This window comes from Paraburkholderia aspalathi (assembly GCF_905220735.1).
Taxonomy (GTDB): Bacteria; Pseudomonadota; Gammaproteobacteria; order Burkholderiales; family Burkholderiaceae; genus Paraburkholderia; species Paraburkholderia aspalathi.
Genome location: NZ_CAJNBA010000002.1, coordinates 1,100,414 through 1,126,355, shown reverse-complemented (window position 1 = coordinate 1,126,355; position 25,942 = coordinate 1,100,414). Strand labels below are relative to the sequence as shown.

The 25,942-nt window shown below is 59.5% G+C and carries 18 protein-coding genes and 1 pseudogene; 13 read left to right on the top strand and 6 right to left on the bottom strand.

The features are described 5' to 3' along the window. Positions 1–2 precede the first annotated feature (2 nt). Positions 3–512, top strand: a complete 510-nt coding sequence (locus KHO30_RS15870; RefSeq protein WP_211701555.1) for a DUF421 domain-containing protein — start codon at positions 3–5, stop codon at positions 510–512. Positions 513–516: 4 nt separating this feature from the next. On the opposite strand, the gene KHO30_RS39750 is transcribed toward KHO30_RS15870, so the two are convergent. Next, on the bottom strand, positions 517–765 hold the full coding sequence (locus KHO30_RS39750; RefSeq protein WP_408283454.1) for a PAS domain-containing protein: 249 nt from the start codon (positions 763–765) through the stop codon (positions 517–519). A gap of 113 nt (positions 766–878) precedes the next feature. On the opposite strand from KHO30_RS39750, the gene KHO30_RS15860 reads away from it, so the two are divergent. Beyond that, positions 879–1,694, top strand: coding sequence for a DeoR/GlpR family DNA-binding transcription regulator (locus tag KHO30_RS15860; RefSeq protein ID WP_211701553.1), 816 nt, complete (start codon positions 879–881; stop codon positions 1,692–1,694). A gap of 5 nt (positions 1,695–1,699) precedes the next feature. Here the strand turns inward: KHO30_RS15860 and KHO30_RS15855 are convergent, their stop codons facing one another. Further along, positions 1,700–1,915: a hypothetical protein gene (locus tag KHO30_RS15855; protein ID WP_211701552.1), complete on the bottom strand. Its 216-nt coding sequence runs from the start codon at positions 1,913–1,915 to the stop codon at positions 1,700–1,702. Positions 1,916–1,928: 13 nt separating this feature from the next. Between KHO30_RS15855 and KHO30_RS15850 the strand changes: the two genes are divergently transcribed. From KHO30_RS15850 to KHO30_RS15815, 8 genes and pseudogenes are all read left to right on the top strand, one after another. Beyond that, entirely contained in the window at positions 1,929–2,918 is a 990-nt protein-coding gene (locus tag KHO30_RS15850; RefSeq protein WP_211701841.1) for a tagatose kinase, read from the top strand. Beyond that, entirely contained in the window at positions 2,911–4,194 is a 1,284-nt protein-coding gene (locus tag KHO30_RS15845; protein WP_211701551.1) for a D-tagatose-bisphosphate aldolase, class II, non-catalytic subunit, read from the top strand. The genes KHO30_RS15850 and KHO30_RS15845 overlap by 8 nt, the downstream gene beginning before the upstream one ends. A 355-nt stretch (positions 4,195–4,549) precedes the next feature. Continuing rightward, the gene (locus KHO30_RS15840; protein WP_211701550.1) at positions 4,550–5,326 is read left to right on the top strand and encodes an L-iditol 2-dehydrogenase; all 777 of its coding nucleotides are present in this window, start codon (positions 4,550–4,552) and stop codon (positions 5,324–5,326) included. Positions 5,327–5,403: 77 nt separating this feature from the next. Further along, positions 5,404–6,162, top strand: a complete 759-nt coding sequence (locus tag KHO30_RS15835; protein ID WP_211701549.1) for a GolD/DthD family dehydrogenase — start codon at positions 5,404–5,406, stop codon at positions 6,160–6,162. Positions 6,163–6,522: 360 nt separating this feature from the next. Next, positions 6,523–7,776 (top strand): annotated as a pseudogene (locus KHO30_RS15830) (ABC transporter substrate-binding protein); the annotation flags it as partial. A gap of 72 nt (positions 7,777–7,848) precedes the next feature. Beyond that, positions 7,849–8,781, top strand: coding sequence for a carbohydrate ABC transporter permease (locus tag KHO30_RS15825; RefSeq protein WP_211701548.1), 933 nt, complete (start codon positions 7,849–7,851; stop codon positions 8,779–8,781). Next, complete coding sequence (locus KHO30_RS15820; RefSeq protein WP_211701547.1) at positions 8,778–9,647, top strand: carbohydrate ABC transporter permease; 870 nt, start codon at positions 8,778–8,780, stop codon at positions 9,645–9,647. The genes KHO30_RS15825 and KHO30_RS15820 overlap by 4 nt, the downstream gene beginning before the upstream one ends. Before the next feature lie 245 nt (positions 9,648–9,892). Continuing rightward, complete coding sequence (locus KHO30_RS15815) at positions 9,893–11,002, top strand: ABC transporter ATP-binding protein (RefSeq protein WP_211701546.1); 1,110 nt, start codon at positions 9,893–9,895, stop codon at positions 11,000–11,002. 1,171 nt (positions 11,003–12,173) lie between these two features. On the opposite strand, the gene KHO30_RS15810 is transcribed toward KHO30_RS15815, so the two are convergent. After that, positions 12,174–12,500 carry an HdeA/HdeB family chaperone gene (locus KHO30_RS15810; RefSeq protein WP_211701545.1) on the bottom strand — a complete coding sequence of 109 codons (327 nt, stop codon included), beginning with the start codon at positions 12,498–12,500 and terminating at the stop codon, positions 12,174–12,176. A 979-nt stretch (positions 12,501–13,479) separates the two neighbouring features. Here KHO30_RS15810 and KHO30_RS15805 point away from each other — a divergent pair. Then, complete coding sequence (locus KHO30_RS15805; protein WP_211701544.1) at positions 13,480–20,031, top strand: autotransporter outer membrane beta-barrel domain-containing protein; 6,552 nt, start codon at positions 13,480–13,482, stop codon at positions 20,029–20,031. A 243-nt stretch (positions 20,032–20,274) separates the two neighbouring features. After that, positions 20,275–21,819 (top strand): class I adenylate-forming enzyme family protein, encoded by a 1,545-nt coding sequence (locus KHO30_RS15800; RefSeq protein WP_211701543.1) that lies wholly within the window; start codon positions 20,275–20,277, stop codon positions 21,817–21,819. 193 nt (positions 21,820–22,012) lie between these two features. Here KHO30_RS15800 and KHO30_RS15795 read toward each other — a convergent pair whose 3' ends face one another. After that, a complete protein-coding gene (locus KHO30_RS15795) occupies positions 22,013–22,678 on the bottom strand; it encodes a response regulator transcription factor (protein WP_211701542.1) in 666 nt (221 codons plus the stop codon). Between the two features lie 172 nt (positions 22,679–22,850). Next, positions 22,851–24,533 (bottom strand): aspartate-alanine antiporter, encoded by a 1,683-nt coding sequence (aspT, locus tag KHO30_RS15790; protein ID WP_211701541.1) that lies wholly within the window; start codon positions 24,531–24,533, stop codon positions 22,851–22,853. Between aspT and KHO30_RS15785 the strand changes: the two genes are divergently transcribed. After that, positions 24,528–24,974: a hypothetical protein gene (locus tag KHO30_RS15785; RefSeq protein WP_211701540.1), complete on the top strand. Its 447-nt coding sequence runs from the start codon at positions 24,528–24,530 to the stop codon at positions 24,972–24,974. The two genes, aspT and KHO30_RS15785, sit on opposite strands and share 6 nt — an antisense overlap. Here the strand turns inward: KHO30_RS15785 and KHO30_RS15780 are convergent. Then, entirely contained in the window at positions 24,968–25,924 is a 957-nt protein-coding gene (locus tag KHO30_RS15780) for an alpha/beta fold hydrolase (RefSeq protein ID WP_211701539.1), read from the bottom strand. The two genes, KHO30_RS15785 and KHO30_RS15780, sit on opposite strands and share 7 nt — an antisense overlap. Positions 25,925–25,942: the final 18 nt, after the last annotated feature.

Below are 25,942 nucleotides of genomic sequence, written 5' to 3'. Positions count from 1 at the left end.
GAATGGACGTGCTAATAACCCTGTTCGGTGAAGGTAAGGACCTTGACTCACTGCAGACGGCGATGCGGGCTATCGTCGTATTCTTTGCCGCGCTGATTTTTATCCGGATATCGGGTCGACGCTCTTTCGGTCAACGCTCTCCTTTCGACTATGTGGTCGCGATTCTCCTGGGGGCCACGTTGAGCCGTGTGGTAATCGGTGCGTCGCCGGCGATCCCAACGTTCGTTGCGTCGCTGGTTATCGTGCTCGTGCATCGCGCACTAGCGTGGGCCTGCGTCCGTTCTCGCTGGTTAGAGTCGCTGGCGGTCGGGGCGGAAAGAGAAGTCTATGGCGATGGCCAATTTGACAACCGTCAGATGTCCGCAGCACTTATCACACGATCAGACATTCTCGAGACGGCGCGACAGGAACTGCATGTCAAGGACCTCGAAGACGTGGAGTCGGCCATTCTCGAGCGCAATGGTCAGGTGAGCCTGATTCGCAAGCGTGACCTGACGCATCCGGCGACCTAGGTGCTTATCGATTCTCGTTCCGCGTGGCGGTGGCCTTGCATTGAAACCAGCGATACGTATCGTCCGTCCCACGGATCCGATGGACCGAATCGTACGCGCCTCCCGTCTTGAGGGATGTCTGCCATGCTTCCATGGCCGCCGGCGATGCCGATGGCGGCACGAGTGATCGAACTGGAGGCCGGCCGTCCCGGTCCCCCTGGGTAGGCCGGCCTCGATCTTCCTCAGCTAGGGGACTTCTATCGCCTGTTGCCACGGCGTGACTAGGTAAAAACACTTACCGTCCGAATCCAAAAAAACGCTTTAACTTCTTTCGATTCGAAACTAGACTCTTTCGAAATAAAAGCGTTTTCTTTCGAGATCGGAGACATGCTGTCAAACAAGAGTTCCCTGAGGCGGCGGCTGCAAATCGTCGAAATGGTCCGCAAGCGCGGAGAGGTTTCTGTCGAGGATCTCAGCCAGGCGTTCGACGTGTCGAGCGTGACTATACGCACGGACCTGACTTATCTTGAGCAGCAGCGTTACCTCGTCCGGTCGTTCGGGAAGGCCCGCTATCTCGCGCAGAAGCTTGGGGACAATGTCTTGGTACCTGAGGCGGATGGAGCAGCGCGCAAGGCGTCTGAAACCACGATCGCCCGTTTTGCCGCCGAGGCCGTTGACGATCACGAGTCGCTAATGATGGGCGCCGGCGAGATTGTTCACAAAATCCTGCCGTTCCTGTCTGATCGGTCAAATCTTGCCTTACTCATGCAGGACATTGGGATGGCGCAAACGGCACAGCGCTTTTTGCATTGCGAGCTACTGTTGACGGGTGGCCAGCTCGAAGAGAACGCCGCGGTCATGACAGGCCCTGACGCAGAAGCCTCGGTGACGCGACGGTCAATTGACCTGTGTTTCCTGGAGGCCTCGGGACTCGACCGGGACGGCAACCTGCTTTGCGCAGATCCTGCAGTGGCTCGCGTGCTTGAGGCAGCGCGGCGAGCGGCTGCGAGAACGATCGTCGTTGCGTACCAGCCGCAGCTAAATGAGCGCGATGGTGAAGTTTTCGCGAACGTTGCTGATGTGGACGCGCTACTTATTGATGACGGAATCGATCCGCCGACAATGGAACTGATGCCTCGTAAAGGACTTCAGTTGCACAGAAGGGAAAGCGGAATCCTTGAGTTCCGTAAATCCACTACTTAGCTGTATCAGAGGAAGAGACAAATGAAGTTGATGCCCCCGACCCTTGCAGTTGCCCTGACAGCTGCCAGGACTTTCGCCGCCGCGCCGAACACGTCGGCGCCCCTTTCATAGAGTTGCGGTCGATTGCCAAATCGTTCGGCCCTGTCGAAGCGATCAGGAACGTTTCGCAACTGATCGTAAAGGGCGTCGTTATTCTCGTCGCCGTCTGCATCGATGTTCAAACGAAGAAGCGCCATGGCTAATACTGAACTGCATAAGGCCGGCAAAGCTGGCTACATCCTGACGATGGGCGAAATCCTCGTCGAAATCATGGCCACCGAGCGTGGGCAGTCATTCCGCAAGCCGGGCACGCTAATCGGTCCGTACGCGAGCGGTGCGCCCGCCATCTTCATTGACCAGGTCGCGAAAGCAGGTAGCCGCTGCGCCATGATTGGTTGTATCGGCGATGACGACTTCGGTGCACTCAATGTCGAACGCCTCCGTGCTGACGGCGTTGATGTATCGGGGATCTCAGTCATCAAGACTGCAACAACGGGCAGTGCATTTGTCACCTACCGTGAGGACGGTGATCGGGACTTTATCTACAACATCTCGAACAGTGCCTCCGGACACCTTTCCGTCGGCAACATCCGTGACGATCTGCTCAAGGAATGCCGTCACTTTCATGTGATGGGTTCGTCGCTGTTTTCTTTCCGCATCATCGAAGCAATGAAGAAGGTCATCGAAGCTGTTAAGGGGCATGGTGGCACGGTGAGCTTTGACCCGAACATCCGGAAGGAGATGCTGCGCATCCCCGAGATGCGCGAGGCGCTCGACTTCATTCTGGACTACACGGATGTCTTCCTGCCGAGTGGCCACGAGGTGATGCTGCTCGCCAGTGCAGACAGCGAGGAAGGCGCCATCGAAGAGCTTTTGAAGCGTGGCGTGCGTGAAGTCGTGGTCAAGCGTGGAAAAGACGGGTGCAGTTACTACGACGGGACGGCGACCGGGCTGAACCTCCCAGCGTTGCCGGTCCAGGAGGTCGATCCGACGGGTGCAGGCGACTGCTTCGGCGGAACGTACATTGCCTGTCGCGCTCAGGGTTTCGGGATCGAGAAAGCGCTGACCTACGCTTGCGCGGCCGGCGCGCGAGCCGTGACATTCCGCGGCCCGATGGAGGGCACGGCGACGCTGGTTCAACTCGACGAGTTCATCGCGAAAACTTCGGAGCAAGATCATGGTTAATGTTGTATCGCGCCTGTCGGGAGACGAGCGGGCAGCGCAGAAGCTCAAGGGCATCTATTCGATCTGCTCGGCGCATCCATGGGTGCTCGGCGCTGCAATGAAACAGGCCCTCGACGACGATACGCCCCTGCTGGTCGAATCGACGTCGAACCAGGTCGATCAGTTTGGTGGTTACACGGGTATGAAGCCGGTGGATTTCGTGCGCTTTGTCCACCTTATTGCAGATCGCGTTGGGCTGCCTCGCGAGAGGTTGATCCTCGGAGGCGATCATCTCGGACCCAATGCATGGCGCAGCCTGCCGGCGGAGGAAGCCATGCAACGCGCGGAGGCTCTCATCGATGCCTACGTGGCGGCGGGGTTCACGAAAATTCACTTGGATGCCAGTATGAGTTGTGCTGGCGATCCGGAGCATCTCACAGACGACATTGTTGCGCAGAGAGCCTCCCGCCTGTGTGCAATTGGTGAAGCAGCTGCCGCGCGCGAAGGCAAAAGTGAAAAGCCGGTGTACATCATTGGTACGGAGGTTCCGGTCCCGGGTGGCGCCGCCGAAGAACTGGATACCGTTGAAGTGACCAATCCGGACGCCGCACTGGATACTATCGCGGTTCACCGCAACGCTTGGCGCGATCGAGGTCTTGACGCTGCGTGGCAACGTGTGATCGCCCTCGTCGTTCAACCGGGCGTCGAGTTCGATCATATGAAGGTAATAGATTACAAGCCCGAGCTTGCCACGAAGCTTTCCAATGTTCTAGAACAGTTACCCGGCATCGTCTTCGAAGCTCACTCCACTGACTATCAGAAGCCAGAGTCCCTCGCCGCGCTGGTGAGGGATGGCTTTGCAATTCTGAAAGTGGGGCCCGGAGTCACGTTTGCCCTGCGCGAAGCACTCTATGCACTTTCCGACATCGAGGCCGAACTCGTTGCCCCAGGGGCAAGGTCGAACCTACGCGAAATAGTCGAGAAGGTCATGCTTTCCAAACCCGGTAACTGGGAGAAGTATTACCACGGCGACGAGCAGCAAAAGCGGCTGCTGAGGACCTACAGCTATAGCGACCGCGTCAGATATTACTGGGCCGACCCGGAAGTCGACGCGGCGGCGCAGAAGCTGGTCAGCAATCTGGCCGGTGTCACCATTTCGGAGAACCTGCTCAGCCGCTACCTGCCTGAACAATATTGGCAATTCAGGCGCGGGCTTATTGATGCGTCTCCGATGAGCCTCATCCAGAGCAAGATTCGCGAAGTCATTGGTGTGTACGCCGCTGCGTGCGCAGCATGACACGCACCTCGCTCAGACCGGACTGAAAATCGTAATGAAACCAGAAACCTTTTGCTCTGTCATGGTCGGTTGTCGCTTTTCGTGCGGCGAGGTGAGCAGGGAACAGCATGGAAGCAGGTTGCCCCACTCGTGAATGCCTGGTTCGTAGCGGGGGAACTCCGAAGCCTTGCGCAGCGGGAACCTGGGGGCCTGCTTCAGCGAGTGTCTTACTGGGACAACGAGGTACCTGCTCAACGGAAGAGAGCTAGCAATCGGTCGAGAAGATGTGATTTTATCTGTTCAATCTAAGTAGTATTCCTTATCGGATGGCCGAGCGAGCGTCGAGAAGGACGTTTTCCATTTGAGGAGATGCAGGATGCAGCTGAAAGACAAGATTGCCATCGTGACAGGTGGAGCAACGGGCATCGGCGAGTCGGTTGTTCGTCGATATCTGAATGAGGGAGCCAAGGTCGTTGTCGTTGATGTCAAGCCGAAATGGGAGATGGAAGCCACTTACGCACATGCTCAGAAAAGCCATCTGCTGCTGCTCCAGGCGGATGTAACAGGGCGCGACGGCATTGAGGGCATTGTACGGTCTACGCTCGACCAGTTCGGACGCGTCGACATTCTTTTCAATAACGCGGCGGTATTCGATATGCGTCCGTTGCTGGACGAGTCATGGGAAATCTTCGACCGGATTTTCGCGGTGAACGTTAAAGGGGTGTTCTTCCTGATGCAGCGGGTCGCCCAGCAGATGGTGGATCAGGGCGGCGGCGGCAAGATCATCAACATGGCGTCTCAGGCGGGACGCCGGGGCGAAGCGCTGGTGTCGCACTATTGCGCGAGCAAGGCGGCCGTCATCAGCTACACGCAGTCGGCTGCGCTCGCCCTTGCGCCGCATCGTATCAATGTCAATGGCATCGCGCCGGGTGTCATCGACACGCCAATGTGGAAAGACGTTGATGCTCTCTTTGCGCGTTACGAGAACCGCCCGATCGGCGAGAAGAAGCGTCTGGTAGGCGAGTCAGTCCCGCTAGGTCGCATGGGCCGACCGGACGAGCTGACCGGCGCGGCGGTCTTTCTCGCTTCCGCAGACGCTGATTACATCACCGCCCAGACGCTCAACGTCGATGGGGGGAACTGGATGAGTTAGAGGCAAGGCGCGCCGGGACGACGCAGCTCGATTCTACTTATCTAGCCATTTCTTAACCAAAGGCTCAGGAGAATGCTGTGACTACTAGTTCGAACACGGCTTACCGTTTCGCTGATACCGTCGTCGCCATTACGGGCGCGGCGGCCGGTATCGGTCGAACGACGGCGGAACTATTTGCGCAAGCTGGTGCTTCCGTGGCACTAATGGATATCTCTCCGGCCGTCTTCGAGGTCGCATCGGCGCTGGGGTCGACGCATCAGGGCTGGACCGTCGACGTAAGCGCTGCCGATTCGGTCGCGCGGGTAGCAAAGGAAGTTATCGCACGATTCGGCCGGGTGGACGTACTGGTCAACAACGCAGGTATTGGTCCGCTGGCGTCCGCCGAAGACTTTCCGCTAGCGACCTGGGACAAGACGATTGCCGTTAACCTCACCGGGACATTTCTGGTGGCCCGCGCGTTCGCACCGGGGATGCTTGCGCGTAGGCACGGAAGGATCATCAATCTGGCGTCGCAGGCTGCCGTGATTGGCATCGACGGGCATCTTGCCTATTGCGCAAGCAAGGCCGGGGTGATCGGGCTGACAAATTGCATGGCTCTCGAATGGGCGCCGAAAGGTGTCACGGTCAACGCGATTTCACCGACGGTGGTTGAAACGGAACTCGGGTTGACCGGGTGGGCGGGGGAAACGGGTGATCGTGCACGTGCGATGATCCCGACCCGCCGCTTTGCTAAGCCGAGTGAAATCGCTTCCGCCATTCTGTATCTGGCGAGCGGCGAGGCGGCAATGATCAATGGTGCGAATCTCCTTATTGATGGTGGATACACCATTACGTGAGCTGTAGGAAGCAGCGCGTGGCGGACCGGACAGCGATCTCGTACGGCGCTCGAATCAGGTATTGCAAAGCGCCGTATCGTGGAAGACGCAGGGTAATAAGCTGTTAGTTCGAAGGGAGTTATGAAAGGAAAATCCTGATGGAATGAGGAAGTGTGTGCTTACGGCTTCTATTTCATGGGTATTGTGGTCCTGCAGCCGGGTCTCCGTTCAATGGAAGTCCCGGTACGAAGTCCATGCTTGATGGAAACTGAGGAGACGAAAATGAATGCGAAATCTTACATCAATCGCCGCGTTCTGCCTGCGGTCTGCAAAAGATTGGCCGTAGTAGCGGCCGTCTGCGGCATGCTTGGCGTAAGCGGAGCGAATGCAACAACGCTGACGATTGGGGTTCCCAACAATAACGATCAACTCGAGCTGAAGAAGCTTTCGGCAGCGTTCGAGAAGGCGAACCCGGATATCAAGCTTAACTGGCTGATTCTCGAGGAGAACGTACTGCGCCAGAGATTGACGACGGACATTACGACTAACAGCGGCCAGTTCGATGTGCTCATGATTGGTTTGTATGAAGCGCCCCTTTGGGCGAAGCGCGGCTGGCTCGTTCCACTGAACAATTTGCCGGCGGATTACGACGTCAATGATCTGTTCAAGACTGTCCGCGATGGTTTGTCTTATAACGGGACGCTGTATGCGGTGCCGTTCAACGCAGAGAGTTCAATGACGTTTTACCGCAAGGACCTGTTTGCGGCGAAAGGCCTGACGATGCCGGCCCAGCCTACCTACGAGCAGATTTCACAGTTAGCCGACAAGCTGACCGACAAGGCCAACGGTGTCTATGGCATCTGCCTGCGTGGCAAGGCGGGATGGGGCGAGAACATGGCCTATGTCGGCACGCTCGTCAACACATACGGCGGCCGCTGGTTCGACGAAAAATGGCAGCCGCAAATCACGTCGCCGGAGTGGAAGAATGCGATCACGTTTTACGTGAACCTGCTCAAACGTGACGGTGCCCCCGGAGCTAGTTCGAACGGATTTAACGAGAATCTTTCGCTGATGACGAGCGGAAAGTGCGCGATGTGGGTGGATGCTACCACTGCAGCAGGCATTCTCTACAACCCCAAGGAATCGTCTGTGTCCGACAAGGTAGGTTTTGCGCCGGCGCCTGTGCAGGCGACACCCAACGGATCGCATTGGCTTTGGTCATGGGCGTTCGCGGTTCCCAAGACATCGCGTTCGCAGGACGCCGCGAAGAAGTTCGTGGAATGGGCGACTTCGAAGGAATATATAAAGTTGGTCGGATCGGATCTCGGTTGGGCTTCGTTGCCCCCTGGTACTCGGGTTTCGACCTATCAGATATCCGAGTACACGAAAGCTGCGCCGTTCGCTGAATTCGTGCGCAAAGCGATCGAAACTGCCGATCCCACCCATCCGACCGCAAAACCCGTTCCGTACACGGGCGTCCAATTCGTCGCGATACCTGAGTTCCAGTCGTTCGGCACAATTGTCGGGCAGAGCATCGCGGGCGCACTGGCCGGACAGGTGTCCGTGGATCAGGCACTTCAGGCTGGTCAAGCAGCCACGGAGCGCGCAGTACGCCAGGCTGGATATCTGAAGTAGATCCACCCACTTATGAAGTTGGGGGGCGCTGGCACGTCCAGCGCCGCTGCTAACCCTGAAAGTGAGACGATCATGCTGCAAGCTGCTTCTTCTGCACAACCGCCAGTGGCGGCCGCCGGTGGGTTTGACCAGAAAGGCGCGTCGTCCGCACGTTGGCTGGTAACACCGTCCACCGTCGTACTGGTGTTGTGGATGGCGATCCCTCTGGCCATGACGATCTGGTTTTCGTTCACGCATTACAACCTGCTCAACCCAGACGAGAAGGGGTTTGCGGGAATCGATAACTACAAGTATCTCGCCACCGATCCGTCGTTCGGACCGTCTATCGGCCATACGCTCGAACTGATTATCGCTACGCTGGTGATTACGGTGGTGGGTGGCGTCCTGATGTCGGTGCTATTCGACCGTAAGTTCTACGGCCAGGGCGTGGCGCGGCTGCTGGCGATCGCGCCGTTCTTCGTGATGCCGACCGTCAGTGCCCTGATCTGGAAGAACATGATCCTGCACCCGGTCTACGGTCTGATTGCGCAGGGGATGCGCGCGATCGGCATGCAGCCGATCGACTGGTTCGCCGACTATCCGCTCACTGCGGTCATCATGATCGTCTCCTGGCAGTGGCTGCCGTTCGCCTTCCTGATCCTGTTCACCGCAATCCAGTCGCTCGATCAGGAACAGAAGGAAGCGGCGAAGATCGACGGCGCAGGCGCCTTCTCGATGTTCTTCTACATCACCTTGCCCCACTTGAGACGGGCGATTGCGGTGGTGGTGATGATGGAAACAATTTTCCTGTTGTCGATCTTCGCGGAAATCTACACGACCACGGGCGGTGGCCCCGGCACGGCGACCACCACTTTGTCTTACCTGATCTATGCACTCGGCCTGCAACAGTTCGACGTGGGGCTGGCCTCGGCAGGCGGGATTCTCGCCGTGGTGCTGGCGAATATCGTGTCGTTCTTCCTTGTTCGCATGCTCGCGAAGAACCTGAAAGGGGAGTACGAAAAATGAGCCACGTTGCCGCTTCTCCAGTCGCATCGTCGGGTGTCTCGTCGACGAACGCGCCGTGGGCCGCCTTCAAGCGAGCGATTCCCGGTGTGCTCGCGTGGCTGATCGCACTGCTTCTTTTTTTTCCGATCTTCTGGATGACGATTACCGCATTCAAGACCGAGCAGCAGGCTTATGCGTCGTCGCTGTTCTTCATTCCGACGCTTGACAGTTTTCGCGAGGTATTCGCCCGCAGCAACTATTTCTCGTTCGCGTGGAATTCGGTGCTGATCTCGGCGGGTGTCACGGTGGTGTGTCTGCTGCTCGCCGTGCCGTGCGCTTACGCGATGGCATTCTTTCCGACTCGCCGCACCCAGAGTTTGCTCCTGTGGATGCTGTCGACCAAGATGATGCCGTCGGTTGGCGTGCTGGTGCCGATCTATCTGTTGTGGAAAAACACCGGGCTGCTCGATTCCGTGTCGGGATTGATCATCATCTACGCGCTGATCAACTTGCCAATTGCGGTGTGGATGACCTTCACGTACTTCGCCGAAATTCCGCGCGACATTCTGGAAGCGGGGCGCATCGACGGTGCCGCGACCTGGCAGGAAATCATCTATCTGCTGATGCCGATGTCCTTGCCGGGTTTGGCGTCCACTGCACTGCTGCTGGTGATCCTGTCGTGGAATGAAGCGTTCTGGAGCATCAACCTGTCCAGTTCGAACGCGGCGCCGCTGACGGTGTTCATCGCATCGTATTCAAGTCCGGAAGGCTTGTTCTGGGCCAAGCTTTCTGCCGCTTCGCTGCTGGCGGTGGCGCCGATCCTGATCGTCGGCTGGCTGTCGCAGAAGCAACTGGTGCGTGGCCTTACATTCGGGGCGGTTAAGTGACCGATACGGTGAGCAACGCTGTGGGCGGCCGGCGCCCCGCGGGTGTTTAACGATATGACGCAGCTACCTGCGCTGGTAGGGCAGTGGACACAGCGCGTGAGCGCGGAGTCATATTAAGACACCGTCAAGACTGCATTGAGACGACCTGCCGGGGCAGCGCGAATGAGAGAAGGTGAAATCAGACACTCCTGGCAAACACTTTCAAACTGGACCAAAGTATTACGAGCAATACACGGAGACACATCATGGCAAGCTTGACTCTGCGCGGTATCAGAAAAGCCTATGAAGATAACGAAGTGATGCGGGACATCAATCTCGACATCGCGGACGGCGAGTTTGTCGTGTTCGTTGGTCCCAGCGGTTGCGGGAAGTCGACGCTGATGCGCATGATCGCCGGCCTCGAAGACATCACGAGCGGCGACCTGAACATTGACGGTACGCGCGTGAACGACATTCCGCCGGCCAAGCGTGGCATCGCGATGGTGTTTCAGTCGTACGCGCTCTACCCGCACATGACGCTGTACGACAACATGGCCTTCGGGCTGAAGCTCGCCGGCACCAAGAAGCCAGAGATCGACGCGGCGGTGCGCAACGCAGCGAAAATTCTACACATTGACCATCTGCTGGATCGCAAGCCGAAACAGTTGTCGGGCGGTCAACGGCAACGGGTGGCGATTGGCCGCGCTATCACGCGCAAGCCGAAGGTGTTCCTGTTTGACGAGCCACTGTCGAATCTGGATGCCGCATTGCGTGTGAAGATGCGCCTCGAGTTCTCCCGCCTGCACGACGAACTGAAAACCACCATGATCTACGTGACACACGATCAGGTCGAGGCCATGACGCTGGCCGACAAGATCGTGGTGCTGTCGGCGGGGAACATCGAACAGGTCGGCAGTCCGACTATGCTGTATCACGCGCCGGTCAACCGTTTTGTGGCGGGTTTTATCGGCTCGCCGAAGATGAACTTCATGGAAGGTGTTGTGCAGTCGGTTACGCACGACGGTGTCACGGTGCGCTATGAAACCGGTGAGACGCAGCGCGTGTCGGTGGAACCGGAAGCGGCGAAGCAGGGCGACAAGGTGACGGTGGGGATTCGCCCCGAGCATTTGCATGTGGGCATGACCGAGGACGGCATTTCGGCGAGCACCATGGCGGTCGAATCTCTTGGCGATGCGGCGTATCTCTATGCGGAGTCGAGTGTCTCGCCGGAAGGGCTGATTGCACGCATTCCGCCGCTCGAACGTCATAGCAAGGGTGAGACGCAGAAGCTTGGTGCCACACCGGATCACTGTCATCTATTCAACGGCGAAGGCAACGCGTTCCGGCGCAAAATCGTCGAGGTGCTGGCGGCTTGATGAGGTCGGGGGCATTGATTCGCGTCCTCCTTCCGCATTATGCCGCGAGCGCTGCTCGCGCCCGGCACTCGGCCGAATCCAGGCCCAAAAACCGTAGATCGTTGAGCAACGCGATCTCCGAATTGTGTTTGCGCGCTCCACTGGCGAAGCTACTCGCCGACATTGCCTGGCAACGGAAGAAGCGCGGCTGCGCGGGTGCCCCCGCCATATCCGTGCGAGATTCGCGGCCGCTACGACGGGGTCGTGGCAAGCAGACAGACGACACTCGCTTTTTTGACCGTGATGTCGAGGTCTGGCATGAAGTGCTGCGAGGGCAGAGCGGACATCGTGATGCTGACGCGGTTCAGATTAGTGGCGGCGGCTGTGCCGTTGGGTCGGATAGAACGATTGTTCGGATACGCATTGTAGGCGAGCGAAATCCGATGGCGTGGGTTTTTGAAGAGTGGCTCCCCACGAATGCAGTTACCAGCGACAGGTTTCTGAAGACCAGTACAGCATGGTGAGGTTAGGGGATTCAATTTTACATAGTTAAATTTGTCGTTCGCGCGACGTTTGGGCTAGGTTCAAATGTCCGGTGCCAGCCGCGATAACACCCGTTATCGCGGCAAAGCTCGGCGAGGCGTTGTGGAGCGGGGCGCCTTACGGCTGTTGGCTCGATCTCGCAACTTGCAGGGCATGAAAAATCGGATTTGAGAGGATCGCCTGCTGGCCCTAACGGACTCGGATAGCCGATTCGACCGAGACATAGTGGCGATTAGGGGAGCTCCTACCGTAAAACGAAAGTATATTGCCACTGGACCGTGCTCGCGGGGCAACGCTTTAGCCATCGAAGTGACAACATTGCTTCGCTAACGGGCGAAGTAAAGTCGTCACTTCGCGTTAGCGCGAATTAAAATCGTCAACTCACGTTCGTCCTGGACCATGAAATCCTCGGGCAGGTGGTACACATGGTCGACGTTTTGCGAAGCTTCGAGCCACTCACGCTGACGCGTCATCGCGGCGCGCACCGTTATGACGTCTTCAGTCCGAAACTGGGGCGACGTCTGACGCTATACAGACGCAGCGCTTTCGATGCGGACTGAATTCTGTACGCGCGAGGCCCCGTCGGTCTGGAAGCGGTGATCAGGACGCTCGCACGCATCTCGTCAATTGTGACCGACTTGGGAACACATTATGAATGCTCAAACAGGGAAAGTTTCTTCGTTTTGACCAAGGATCTGACTTTCGACACGAACGAAGCGTGCGGGTCCACGGTGCAGGCTTCCATTACGGTTTCTCCCACAGGATGCGCAGTATCGACTACCAGCGTGTCTGTTTCCTTGACGCCGAGTTTGTCGACGCCGGCAACCCAGTAAACCAGGGCCGGTCGATATGCTTCGTCGACTGCAACATAGTCGGCACAGCTCATTTTCGCGGGGCTTACTTTTTTCTCCTGTGCGCACGCTGCTTGAGCAGCGGCTAAGCAAATCAAAACCATGAGAATTTTGGCGGATTTCATAAAACACTCCAAGAAAGGAATAGGTCGAGCCCGTCGCGAGGCTTGCGACTGACGAGATGAAAGACCGACGAATGCGCGTCTGAGCCGGCAGTCCTGTGTATCCTAGAGTTCCAGAATTAGGCCAGCGTTAACCGGCGAAGATTTGCCTTCGACCGTGTTGCCCGACTACCTGGAGCTTCGGCGCGCGCTGGTGGTTTGAGTCATGAATCCGGCATGTTCAGGACACACTCAAAAATTTACAGTGGAAAGATATTGACGACGCGGTTGCTTGCTGTCATCATCTTTCCACTGTAAAGCTTATTTCGCGCTGCACGCCGTTGAGCGGACGTGGACGCAAGGTCCGCGGGTAGAAACAATCGTTGCGCTCGGCAAGCCGCATTGCATCGAGGTCCGATCAGGACCCGTCCGCATTTTCCATGCGGATCGGAATGATGCTCCGAAGAGATTCGCTCCAACACGGCGCCAGGTAGCGGGTCGCGCCGATGACGATTGGTCAAAGGAAGATTGCGGTCTGACCAGACAAAGTCATCAAAGGCATTAACGAAAGCTCCGCCGGTATTCAACACCTTAGGAATGCGATGCGATGTCGAATTGAATTTCGACGGAATCGTGTCGCCTGTACGTACGCCAACACATTCTTTCCGATTTGACAGGACATCTCATGTTGAGCTCCAGATTCTTTTCCTCCAGCAGCAACATCGTTCCGTTTCCAATGCGGGCGTGTACGGCGTCAATCCTTCAGTCGTTCGCGCTTCTTTCCATCGCCGGCGCTAGTGCTGGCCTGTTCGCTGTCCCCGCCTTTGCACAAGGCGCATCTGCCAACTCAGCGGCCGCTTGCAGCCCAGCCAGCGGCACGCCATACCAGGTCATCCTGTGCGGTAGCGGCGGAGGCAATAGTCAAACCGGACAGTCACCTTCCCCAATCGTTGTATCGGTTACTTCGCCACAGACTTTGACTGCGACACCCACGTGGGGCGCAATGCAACTGGAGACGTATGGCGGAGCGGGAGGCCCAGGCAACACAGACGGCAGCGACGGCGGCGCAGGCGCGGCGGGAAGCAGTATCACTGCCGCCGTCGGGGCAAGCGTCAACGCGTCCGGGGCGAACCCGGGCGGCATTCTGCAATTCATCTCACAGGGCGGCGCCGGTGGCGGCGGGCAAGGCGCCAAGATTGGAACGGTTGGAAAGGGCGGCGCGGGAGGTGGCGGTGGGCAGATTCAGGTGACGATGAACGGTTCTGTTTCTTCCACGGACGCCTCTTCACCAGGGCTGACCGTGCTCTCTCAAGGCGGATCGACGCTGTACGGCGACGACGGCAGCCTTGGCTACTATCCGTCGAAGTCCGGAAACGCTGGAGGTAGCGGGCCGGTGAGCGTTGCGATTGGCGGAGTGATCTCGACGGTCGCGACCGGTGCGATCATTGGAGCCTTCGGCGGCACCGGCGTGAAGGGCGCGGACGATAACGCAGGCGTCCTGTCGGCGGCAGGCAGCAATGGGGGCGATGGCGGCTCGTCCAGTTCGCCCGTAGAGGCTAGCGTGACGGGCACCATTCAGTCCTCGGCCGGGGATGGCATTGACGTCCTTGCGCAAGGTGGCACCGGCGGCCAGGGCGGTTTGGGTCAATATTCGTCGGGAGCAAGCGGTGGCGCCGGCGGGGGCGGCGGGTCGGCTCCGCAGAGCACCCTGACTATATCGGGCAACGTCAGCGCAGCGACACGTCTCTATCTGGGTGTCGTACCGTCCAACGGCGCGCTGGTGCGAAGTGCTGGCGGCCAGGGTGGCGACGGAAATACGGGAAACGGAGGTGACAGTGGTACCGGCGGTAACGGTGGCAACGGCGGTCAAGGCGGTAACGCTACGTTGACGCTTCAGTCCGGAGGATCTGTTACTGGCGGAGTAAATGTTTTGAGCGCAGTTTCAGTCGGCGGAGACGGTGGCGCCGGCGGTGATGCATCTGGCACCACGACAACGGGCGGCAATGGAGGCCTGGGTGGCGTCGGCGGCAATGCAATCGTCGACGTCGGGCAATCGCCCACGGGCGTCGCGGGTGCCGCGACGTCCGTGACCGGCGCGCCGCATCAAGCGACGGTAGGGGTCTCAGCGATCAGCTATGGCGGCGCAGGGGGGGCGGGTGCGTGGGCGGCGGGCAGCAATTATGCGGGAGGTGGCACAGGCAATACCGGGGGGCAGGCGGGATCGGCATCGGTCACCATCGAGAGCAACGGCATTGTCATCACTCAAGGCGACGATACACCTACCACTTCATCCACGGTGGCTCCAGCGGTGCTGGTTCGCTCGAATGGCGGGGTGGGCGGGGCGGGCGGCAAAGGCGCAGCGATTGGTACCAACGCCGGTGACGCGGGTCAGGGCGGCGCAGGCAGTACCGCAACCGCGGTTATCAATGGCGCAGTGAGCACGAGTGGCAGTTTCGCGGATGGCGTGCTGGCACAAAGCGTCGGTGGCATGGGCGGTAAGGGTGGCGACGCGAGTGGCATCTTTTATTCGCGCGGCGGCGCAGCCAGCAATGGCGGTGCGGGCGGTGAGGTCTACGTATCGGGCAGTGGCGGCAGCATCACCACAACCGGTACGGGCGCTGATGGCATTCTTGCGCAGAGTGTAGGCGGCGGTGGCGGAAGTGGCGGGAACGCCGCCTCACTCGGCAACCTGGCATTCGGTGGCAATGGCGGTGCCGGCGGCGACGCACAAGCCGTCACGGTGGGCCTCTCAGGCAGCGACTCCAGCTCGGCGGTTCTCAACGACACCATCATCACTCGAGGCGACTCCGCGGCGGCCATTGTCGCGCAAAGCATCGGTGATGCGGGTGGTAACGGCGGCAATGCTTTCGCGGCAGGCATCGTCGCGCCTACCCTTGCGATCGGTGGCGACGCCAAGGGCGGCGGTAGCGGCTCGACTGTCACCGTACAGAACGACGGTCTTGTCACGACCTTCGGTCAGCAGTCAGGCGGCATCGAGGCACAGAGCATCGGCGGCGGCGGCGGCAACGGCGGCACTGCCGTTGCGCTCAATGCGGGCGTTCAGGTCTCCACGTCTTTCGCGCTTGGCGGCTCCGCAGGCTCCGGGCAATCCGGCGGCGCGGTGACGGTGACAAACAATGATCAGGTCTCGACATACGGCGCCGATGCTTACGGCATCAAGGCCCAGAGCATCGGTGGCGGGGGCGGTCAAGGCGGTTCAGCGCTGGCAAGCGCCGTCGCTTTGAGTGGCGATCCTGAATTTCCGACGACCTCGGTCAGCGTCGCCATTGGCGGCGGCGCGGGCGCAGGTGGAGACCAGACCAAAAGCCCGGTCACAGTCAATAACGCGGGCCTCGTCACGACCGCCGGAGATGGCGCGATCGGCATCATCGCGCAGAACATTGCCGGCGGCGGTGGCAACGGCGGCGACTCGACTGCATCGTCGTATGCGAAGGCGTCAAAAGACGGCACCAGCATCTCGGCCAGTTCGAGCGTTGGTGGCAAGGGCGGAGCGGGCGGCAGCGGCGGCGCGGTCACCGTCAACGGAAGCGGAGGCCTGGTTGCGACGATGGGTGCTGACGCATACGGCGTCCTTGCGCAGAGCGTGGGTGGCGGCGGTGGCGTAGGCGGCACCGGCGACTCGACGGCGTCCACTAGCGGCGGGACTCAAAGCTTCAGCACGTCGATTACTGTCGGGGGCTCCGGTGGCACGGGCGGCAGCGGAGGTTCCGTCAACGTCAATAACAACGGCAACGGTACCGGCACCAACATAGTTACCGCGGGCGACGGTGCAAATGCCATCCTCGCGCAAAGCATCGGCGGTGGCGGCGGCGCGTCAGGCGGCGGTACGGGCGCGGCAAATGGCAGCAACAATACGCTGAAGCTGGCTGTAACCGTGGGCGGCAACGCCGGCAAGGGCGGGACCGGTGGGCAGGTGACGGTCGACAATAGCGCAGCCTTGCTGACGAAGGGCGCGGACGCCGATGCCATCATGGCGCAAAGCATCGGCGGCGGCGGCGGCAAAGCGGGCAAGGGCGCCTCCACGACCGGCGGCGCGCAAAACCCCGAAACGGTGATCAACAACATGACGAATGCGCTTGCCAACGGGTTGGGCTTCGGCTCGGGCGGCGCGACCAAGGTTGCGGATGGCGTGTACCAGATCAGTAACGACGTGCTGAAAGGCATTAAAAACATCTCGCAGTTGAACTCGGCGATCACCGGCGGTGATTCGAGCGGTGTTCAAGCGGTGCGTGATAGTGATGACGATGACGACGCCGGCTCGGCCGGTAGTCTCACGCTGCAGGCGACGATTGGCGGAAAGGGCGGCACTGGCGGGATAGGCGGAAGCGTCAGCGTCGCCAATACGAACGCCATCGAGACGGACGGCGTTAAGTCCGACGCCATCTTTGCACAGAGCATTGGCGGCGGCGGTGGCGTGGGCGGCGCGACGACCTTTTCTGGCAGCGCTAACGGTGGAGACACCGGAGACAGCAGCAACACTAGCGCGGGACTCACGCTTGGCGGCAACGGCGTAAGCGGCGGCGACGGTAACTCGGTCACCGTCGCCAACAGCGGCTCTATCGTGACGAACGGTGTTTCATCGTATGCGATCGATGCGCAAAGCGTCGGCGGTGGTGGCGGTAAGGGCGCCGTCACCGGCTCTCAGGACGGCGCGCTGAAGAATTTCAACGTGACCGTTGGCGGATCGGGCGGCGCGGGCGGCAACGGCAGCACCGTCACGGTGACCAATGATGGTGTGGTTGCCACCTCCGCAAACGAATCGTTCGGCATTCTCGCTCAGAGCGTTGGCGGCGGCGGCGGAACGGCCCAGGTGCTGTCCAGCGACGTGGGTGCATCGGATAGTGGAAACAACCCGAAAATCAGTGTGACACTCGGCGGAAGCGGCGGTGCCGGCGGAGCAGGCAATACGGTGCAGGTCACCATGGGCCAGAATGCGCCCGGCAGCGTCACCACGAGCGGCGCGGATGCGATTGGCATCGTGGCACAGAGCATTGGTGGAGGCGGCGGCACGCTCACGACCACCAGCGCGACCAACTCGACCACTGGCGGCGTCCAGCAGACAACAATCGTACCGCTTCAAATCGGCGACAAAGATGGCGCGAGCGGCAACGGCGGTGAGGTTGACGTGACGCTCGGCGCAGCGCCGCATTCGAGCGACTCGTATGTCCTGACAACGGGAGCCGGTGCGTACGGCATTCTGGCGCAAAGCGTGGGTGGAGGCGGAGGTTTGTTCGTTGGCGCGACGCCGGGCAGCTCTCTCGCGACGCTGTTTGGCGGTACGAAGCAATCTGGTGACGGTGGCGCCGTCACCGTAAACATGAACAACACGTCCTGGATCTCGACAAGCGGTGCGGGCGCCGTCGGTGTTTTCGCGCAAAGCGTGGGCGGCGGCGGCGGCGTGATCGGCAGTATGCAAAACGTCAATCTGGCTTCCGGGTTGCAAGCGACGCCGACCGCCGAGAGCGGCCAGGGTGGCAATGTTTCGGTCAATATCGGAAGCAACAGCAGCATCGTCACGACCGGGGACGGTGCCCATGCGATTCTCGCGCAAGCGGTGGGCGGAGGCGGTGGTGTTATCGCAGGCGCGAATAACTCAGGTTATGCGTTCGCAGGAGCGAGCCCGGCCAAGTGCAGTAGTTCGCAGCCCTGTACGGGGAACGTCAGCGTCGCGCTGGGCGGGGGCTCCATCGTTCGGACTTCAGGCCAGGGTGCGTATGGCATCTATGTACAAAGTCGCGGAAACGGCTCAAACAATACGTCGATCAACATTGGAAGTGGCAGCTCTGTCGAGTCGTGGGCCAACTCGGCGGGCGGCATCTTCGTTGACGGCGCGGGGACGAACACGATCGACAACTCCGGCACGATCGACAACGGCACGCTCACGAACAAGAACACGCCGAGCACCAACGGAATCGTCGTGGCATCGGCGACACCTGTGGCGATTACCAACGAGGCGGGATCCAGCTTTTACGGCAATACCACGCTTGCCGATGGCAGCACGATCAACGGAAAGCCTTCCTCGACGCTGAGCGCGACGTCGCTCGACCTCGGTGGATCCCATAGCACGTTGATCAACGGCGGCACGCTTGAAGTTGGCGGTTCGGCGATCTCGTCCTTGCAGATCAACGGCAACGTCGTGCAGCAGCAAAGCGGGCAGCTCATGATCGACAGCGACCATGTCGCGGGAACGAGTGACCGCGTGACCATCACAGGTAACGCGACGCTCGCGGGCGAGGTGGTCATGCGTCCGACGCGCCTGACCAACAGCACGCTCGACGTGATGGACGTACACGGCGTACTCGACGCGTCGCAACTGCAGGCGAGCAATCCGTATCTCGTCAACTATACGCTGGCGGCTCGCAACACGCCAAATTCGCAAGACGCGGGTGAGTCGCTGTATGTCACGCCGCACGCGAACTTCGCCGGGAGCGCGGCAGGTCTGAGCGCGAGTGCACAGTCGGTGGCGAACCACCTGCAGGCGAACTTCGATTCGGGTGCAGGCGCCAATGCGCTGGGCACCCTGTTCGCGCAGTTGGCGAATGGCGTTCAGAACCACGCCGCTTATAACGCTGCGCTCAACAGGCTGGGCAATGAAACACAGCAGGCCGTAGGCAATGCAGGTCTCGTGGCAAGCCATGCGTTTGTCGAGCGCATGTATAGCTGCCCGACCTTTGATGGGACCGCAGATACGATGATGCACGAGCACGACTGCGGATGGGGGCGCGTCATCGATAACCATACGAGCGCGGATGGCTCGGACGGCCTCGGCTACAACGCCAACACCTATGCCATGCAATTCGGCGGCCAGCACGGCTTGGGCGATGGCTGGTTCATCGGCGGCAGCGTGGGATACGGCACGACGACTCTGGACGGCTCGGACGGCGTGGGCGACGTCAACGCACACGGTCCGCAGTTGGGTATCGTCCTGAAGAAGGAAATCGGCCGCTGGACGATCTCCGGCGGTGCCGATGCGGCCTATGGTTGGGACGACTCCACGCGCAACGTCACGTTACCGGGTTCTGCAGTTCAGGCGAAAGGTGACTTCAATACCTACGAGGCCGGACTGCACTCGCGCATTGCCTATACGATTCCGATGAATGACTGGTACATGAAGCCGTACCTGGACGTTCATCTCGTCCATTTCCATACGGGCAGCTACACCGAGCAGGGTGCGGGCGCGCTGGATCTCGCTGTCAACAGTTCGAGCGGCACGACGCTTTCGGCCTCGCCGATGTTCGAACTGGGCGGACGATGGGCCTTTTCCAATGGCATGGTGCTGCGTCCGGACGTCGCGGCGGGCGCGGTTTTCCACGACCGGAACCATTGGGCAACAGACGCACAGTTCGTCGGCAGTGCGCCGGGCGTCGCGCCTTTCACCGCTGTCTCATCGGCTCCGTCGGCGCTGGCGAAGGTGAAGCTGGACATGAACCTCAGCGTTTCGAAAAACACCGAGATCAAGCTGGAATACGGCGGCCAGTTTGGAAGCGGGTATCGCTCGAACGAAGGGATTTTGCGCGTCAATCATCTGTTCTGAGGGGGTAGGTGATTGAGGCGGGCGCGGATATCGCGCGCTCGCCATCAAGACGCGGCGCGAGGTTCGCGTTCATGAGCTGAGATAGATCAGCTCACTCCTGCTACGGATTCGCTAATTCTTCGCTCATTTTTCGAGCGCATGATGCGTCAGGTGTAATTCAAGTGTCGGGCCGCGTTGTTCGCGGGCAGCCGACGCTCCTACCCCTGCAGCTCTGAACCCTATCCCACTACCCAAGAGGTCGTCATGGAAGACAACGGACACGTAGCCTATCGGTCTTACATCGACGCATTACTCGATCAATTGAAGACGCGAACCGATCAGGGGGTGTTGCGCTATCAAAAGAGCAACGTAACGGGCGATGCGCTACGTCGCGCAATCTTTCGCTATGCGCGTACGCTTGAGGCGCTCGGCATCGGTCGAGACTCGCTTGTCGCGCAGTTTGCCTCGAACTGCCCTGACGCACTCGCGATTCGCTATGCAGCGAACCTCCTGGGCGCAGGGACGATGTTCCTGCCTGCGCTCGCGGACGCCGATCGCCGTACTGTGCTGCTTGAGCGGATCCAGCCTACGCTGCTGGTCGTCTTCGAGCCGACCGCGCAACTCGTCCCCGACGCGGTGAACACGCGCGTCGTTTACGTCGGCACCGGCTCTGAATCTGCCCGACTCGACAAGCTCGCACAGGCGCAGTCCGATCTACCGATGCATAGCCGCGCGGTGGCTGACGATCGTGCTGTGATTGTCTCGTCAGGGGGCACGACGGGCGTGCCTAAAGGCAGTCATCGTTCATTTGCGGCCTATTCCGCTATGGTCGGTGAGGCGGATGCGAGAGGCAGGCGTCAACTCATCAATGGCCCGCTCGCGTATCTTTCCCAAGTGCTGGTCGACAGGACCCTCATCGGCGGCGGCACGATTGTGCTGGAGCGCCGCTACGACGCCGCGCAGACGCTCGCGACGATTGAAGCGGAACGTATCACCGATATGTTTCTGGTCGAGCCGCAGCTTTTCGAAGTCATGGATCATCCGGATGTCCGCCGACGTGACCTGTCCTCACTTCGGTCCCTCGCGCACATCGGCGGATCATCGCCCGCGATCCTGCGGCGACGCGCGATCGCGCGTCTGGGGCCTGTTCTCACCCATATGTATGGAGCGAGCGAGGCGGGTCTCGTCAGCGTGCTGCCTGCGGCCAGCTATGTGACGGCCCCTGAACTGCTAGCCAGTGCTGGCCGCGTTCGGCCGGGCGTCGAGGTGCGCTTTCGTCTCGCCAATGGAACGCTCGCGCGGACCGGGCAGCATGGAAAAATCGAGGTAAGGTCCCGCGCGGTGGCGCAGGGCTATTACAACCAGGCAGTCGAATCGGCTGAGAAGTTTCAGGACGGTTACTGCCTGACGGGCGATATCGGCTTCCTCGACGAAGCCGGCAACCTGCATGTTCTCGGTCGCGCAACGGATGTCGCCGAGGTTGACGGACGTGCGATCGGTCCCACTCCGATTGAAGAAGTTCTGTGCGAGCTTTCCGACGTTCGCTATGCAGCGGCTTTCGCGGCGAACACTGATGCTAGCGAGCACGGATGGATCGCCGCGGTCGAGCCGTGGGACGGAAAACGGGTGGGCGTCGTGCAATGTGTGCGCGCGCTCGAAGCCACGTTCGGCGTGTTCATCGGCAATGCAGTGCGTATCTGCGTTGTTGATCGCCTGCCTCTTACTGAGCAAGGGAAAGTGGACCGCGCCGCGATTGCAAGTCTTGGACTGACACCGTGCAATGCGCACTTCAGGGAACTGGCCGAATAATGGCAGACACAGCAGACACAGCAGACACAGCAGACACAGCAGACACAGCAGACACAGCAGACACAGCAGACACAGCAGACACAGCAGACACAGCAGACACAGCAGACGCAGCAGACGCAGCAGACGCAGCAGACGCAGCAGATCACGATGCACGAAGACAGGCAGGCTAAGGCACCGGTGTCGCGCGCGCTGATTACCGATTCTCCGACGTTATCGACCAGCCAAGGCCCCGGACGTTCCGGATCAAGGATTGCCCGTATTTCTTTCGGATTGCATGGATCAATACATCGACCGCGTTGCTTTCAATCTCTCTGCCCCAACCATACAGTCGCTCTTCAAGTTGGCTACGCGAGAGTACCGCGCCCCGACGTTCAAGCAAGGCATGCATCAACGTGAATTCACGCGCCGACAGCTGCGACTCGACACCATTCAGGAGAAGGGTGCGCCTTTCAAGATCGAGACCAAGAAATTCGTCGCCGATTCTCGAGGTCGCATAGCCTGTCGTGCGCCGCAGAACTGCGCGAATGCGTGCAAGTAACTCACGAATAACGAATGGTTTGAGTATGCAATCGTCGGCGCCGGTATCTAGACCGCGTGCATGCGTTTCCGGATCATCGTGTGCGCTAAGGAGCAGGACGGGAACCTTGTTGCCCGCAGCACGTGATGCCTTCAACAACGCTATGCCGCCAATGCGCGGAAGACTCAGATTAAGGAGCACGACCGCGTAATAGCTTGCTGCGATTGCAAGGCTGGCGGCACGGCCGTCCCGTACCCAGTCGACGGTGTATTCCGCATCTCTCAAAGCGCAAAAAAGACTTTGACCCGTATGCAGGTCACTTTCAGCCAGTAATATTCTCATCTTTCTCTCGATGTTGTGCCCGAGGCGTTCCCGTTATCGAGTTCCGAACGCCATGGGGATTAATAGCCCCGTTCATTTTGTAAGACGATTTTTTAGTTTGATTGCTTCGCTATCCGAGATCGTCTCGTTCTACCGGATAAGACAACCAGGGACTGTCGAAATGCAGTCACCCTCAAACGAGCTCAATGAGCAGAGGTCCAAGTAACGCCAACAGCACGCTCGCGATTGCATACGTGACTGCAAAGGGCACGGTCGGCACCGCGCTTTCAGACTTTTCCAACAGCTGACCGAATGCCGGATTGGCAGCACGTGAGCCGGCCAATGCACCGGCGAGCAAAGCTGAGTTGTTGTAGCGCAATACGTAGCGGCCGAATAGCATGGTAAGGAGCAACGGAAAGAGCGCGACAAAGATACCGAGTAATAAAATGGTTATCCCGCTTTGCCGGATCGTTAAGAGCGCCTGCATTCCGGAATTGAGACCGACCGCGGCAACGAATGCGGACAAGCCGAAATCCTTTAACAGTTGTGCGGCAGCCGAAGGCATTGCCCCATACTTCGGATATTTGCCGCGCACCCAGCCAAACACCAGCCCCATCAGGAGGCAGCCCCCACCTGCACCGAGCGTCAACGCGAAACCGCCGACATAAGTTACGACAAGCCCTAGTAGCAGACCAGAAACCAGACCTAGTCCCAGATAAACGAAGTCGGTTTTATCCGAGCAGGGCAAGTCATAACCCGCTACCTCGACCGCTCGTTTGGTGTTTTCAGGCGTTCCATAGAACGTAATGACGTCACCATGCTGCAACTCGGTTTCCCAAAGGAGAGGCAGTGGCCGCTCAGCCCGCGTTATGCCGAGGATAAACACACCACGACGCAGCGCCCGATCGAGTGAATTGCGGGCCTTCGAAATCGTCACATGGTTCATGCCTTTTCTGGCAAAAACCGCTTGCCGACTCTCCATCTCGACAGATATGCCCTCGGCTTCCGCGACCTCTTCTCCAAGCAGTGCCGCGGCAACTACCACCCACTTGCGCAGGCCCACAATCAGAACGATGTCGTCCTTCTGCAGCACCACGTCCGCCGCCGGATCGATTAGTCTGTCTTCCCGACGAATACGCTCGATATTGATCAAATCCTTTTGGCTTACTTCGATTTCCGCGATCGTTCGGCCTGCAGCTGGCCCCGCGCGGTACGCCCGGCCGACGAGTCCTGGCATTGATGCGCTCCGGCCGGGCCGCAGCCGCATGCCGCCGTCAGCCGCATTCTCGACTTTGATCGCCGCGTCATGCAGACCTTCGCGCATAAATCGCGGCACGATATTCACACAGACAAGTATCGCGCTTAGCAAGCCAGGCACGTAGGTCACGGCAAAGGCGATCGCCACTTCCGATTGCAGAAACTTTACTTCTGTCGGGGGCAGCCCAAGCCTCGCGATTGCGTCTCCGGCCGTGCCGACAATAGCTGACTGTGTCAACGCACCCGCCGCCAGACCCGCGGCGAGGCCTTTATTGAGGTGGAATAGCTTTGCGCAGGCAACCACGGTAAAGAGTGCCGACGCGGCAAGAAAAGCAGCCAGCGCGAATTCGCGGAGCGTCTTGCGATTGAATGACGCAAAAAACTGCGGGCCGGATGAATACCCAACCGCATAGATAAATACGCTCAGCATCAGCGCCTTGACCCCGCTGTCGATGGTGACACCGGCTTGACTGATGAGCACGGCCGCGAGCAGCGTTCCTCCCACGCCGCCTAGCTGGAAAGAGCCGAAATTGATGCGACCGACGTAATATCCGATCGCGAGCGAGAGGAAAAGCGCAACCTCCGGCGACCTCTGAAATAGGGCGTGTAACGCGTGCATTTGACCAACTTTTTAAGGGTCGCTGGCAATGTCTTCATGCCAGTTGAGGATCAGGAAGACGGAAGCTGCGCGGGTAAAGAAATCTCCACATGCGAGCAGAACAAGGCAATCCGGCACCGCTTCTTCGTGGCGGCATGCGATTCGCCCTGGCCGACCAGACTGCTGTATTCAAGGCGTATGAGCCCAGTCTTCTTCAGGATCGCCTTGTTCCATCGGATAAAAGAGCCGCGACCCGGCATCAGCTGTTTAAGGGCCAAATGGGCCGGCAGCGTTGAGGTGAGCGGCAATCTTTCCAGCGGAAATATTAAGTGGGATTCTTCGTCGCGTCAACATCTTTCCAATGGGAAAATTTATTCGTCAGATGATTTCGAGGTATGGCGACCGGGTACGCGTCGATGTTCATTCGCCCCTTTCGAGGCTTCAATTGCGGCACTTCAGTGACGCGCAAATGAGCCGATCGCACGCGCCAGCGCGACCGGGTATTGATACATCATCGCGTGTCCTGCTTGCTTAACCAGCAGCAGATGGGCATGGGGCAATAAGCGCGTGAGCGCTGCGGCGTTCTCTTTGACGACGACGGCATCGTCGTCGCCCGACAGCACCAGCGTATCGATACGCACCGAGCGTAGCGCGTCGGGGGCCTTATCATCCGTTTCCCACGCTTCCAGCGCGACGGTTTGACCATCCGTGACCACGCCGGAAATGGCGGGCGACGGGTAGCCGGAGGGCTTGAACATATCCTTGGCGAAACACCGCTCGGCGTCTTTCACGCTTGATGCTGGGAACAGAACGGCCATGACGTCGTTGAACGTGACGCCAGGGCCGCCCGCCAGTTTCGCCATGACGTCCGCAGGCACCGGGATGCCGGTTCGGCCTGGCGCCAAAGCACTCATCAATACCATTTTGCCGATTGCCTGAGGCTTGTCGATCGCGAGTTGCTGCACGATTGAGCCGCCCATCGACCATCCGACCACCGTCGCGTGCTTCAAGGCCAGCGTGTCGATCAACGCGGCGGTATCGCTTGCCATGTCGTCGATCGTGAAACTCGCGGCATTGGGCATCGAACGCCCGATGCCGCGGTTGTCGAAGACGATGACGTCATGATGTTTCGCGAGTTCGGCGAGGAACGTTGCGTCCCATTCGGACATTGTCGCGCGATAGCCGGTGACGAGTAGGAGCGGGCTGCCATGACCGAATCGGTAATAGGCGAGTGGGCCACGTGAAGTGTCCGCGATCTGTTCGTGATGACCTGCATAGATCGAGGACGTCGCGGGCGGCTCCATGCACGCCGGTTCATGCGGATAGCTCGCGGTTCGCGCGTGCGCGGTGGTCGATAGGGTGGCACACGCCAAGGTAATCGCGAGTACTGCGAATCTTAGCGGCGTATTCATGGGGAGGCTCCTTCGCTC

Coding starts and splice junctions, on each gene's coding strand:
- KHO30_RS15815 (WP_211701546.1), top strand. CDS start 9,893: ATGGCAAGCTTGACTCTGCGCGGTATCAGAAAAGCCTATGAAGATAAC.
- KHO30_RS15840 (WP_211701550.1), top strand. CDS start 4,550: ATGCAGCTGAAAGACAAGATTGCCATCGTGACAGGTGGAGCAACGGGC.
- KHO30_RS15825 (WP_211701548.1), top strand. CDS start 7,849: ATGCTGCAAGCTGCTTCTTCTGCACAACCGCCAGTGGCGGCCGCCGGT.
- KHO30_RS15845 (WP_211701551.1), top strand. CDS start 2,911: ATGGTTAATGTTGTATCGCGCCTGTCGGGAGACGAGCGGGCAGCGCAG.
- KHO30_RS15795 (WP_211701542.1), bottom strand. CDS start 22,678: ATGAGAATATTACTGGCTGAAAGTGACCTGCATACGGGTCAAAGTCTT.
- KHO30_RS15820 (WP_211701547.1), top strand. CDS start 8,778: ATGAGCCACGTTGCCGCTTCTCCAGTCGCATCGTCGGGTGTCTCGTCG.
- aspT (WP_211701541.1), bottom strand. CDS start 24,533: ATGCACGCGTTACACGCCCTATTTCAGAGGTCGCCGGAGGTTGCGCTT.
- KHO30_RS15780 (WP_211701539.1), bottom strand. CDS start 25,924: ATGAATACGCCGCTAAGATTCGCAGTACTCGCGATTACCTTGGCGTGT.
- KHO30_RS15870 (WP_211701555.1), top strand. CDS start 3: ATGGACGTGCTAATAACCCTGTTCGGTGAAGGTAAGGACCTTGACTCA.
- KHO30_RS15860 (WP_211701553.1), top strand. CDS start 879: ATGCTGTCAAACAAGAGTTCCCTGAGGCGGCGGCTGCAAATCGTCGAA.
- KHO30_RS15805 (WP_211701544.1), top strand. CDS start 13,480: ATGCAACTGGAGACGTATGGCGGAGCGGGAGGCCCAGGCAACACAGAC.
- KHO30_RS15810 (WP_211701545.1), bottom strand. CDS start 12,500: ATGAAATCCGCCAAAATTCTCATGGTTTTGATTTGCTTAGCCGCTGCT.
- KHO30_RS15850 (WP_211701841.1), top strand. CDS start 1,929: ATGGCTAATACTGAACTGCATAAGGCCGGCAAAGCTGGCTACATCCTG.
- KHO30_RS15800 (WP_211701543.1), top strand. CDS start 20,275: ATGGAAGACAACGGACACGTAGCCTATCGGTCTTACATCGACGCATTA.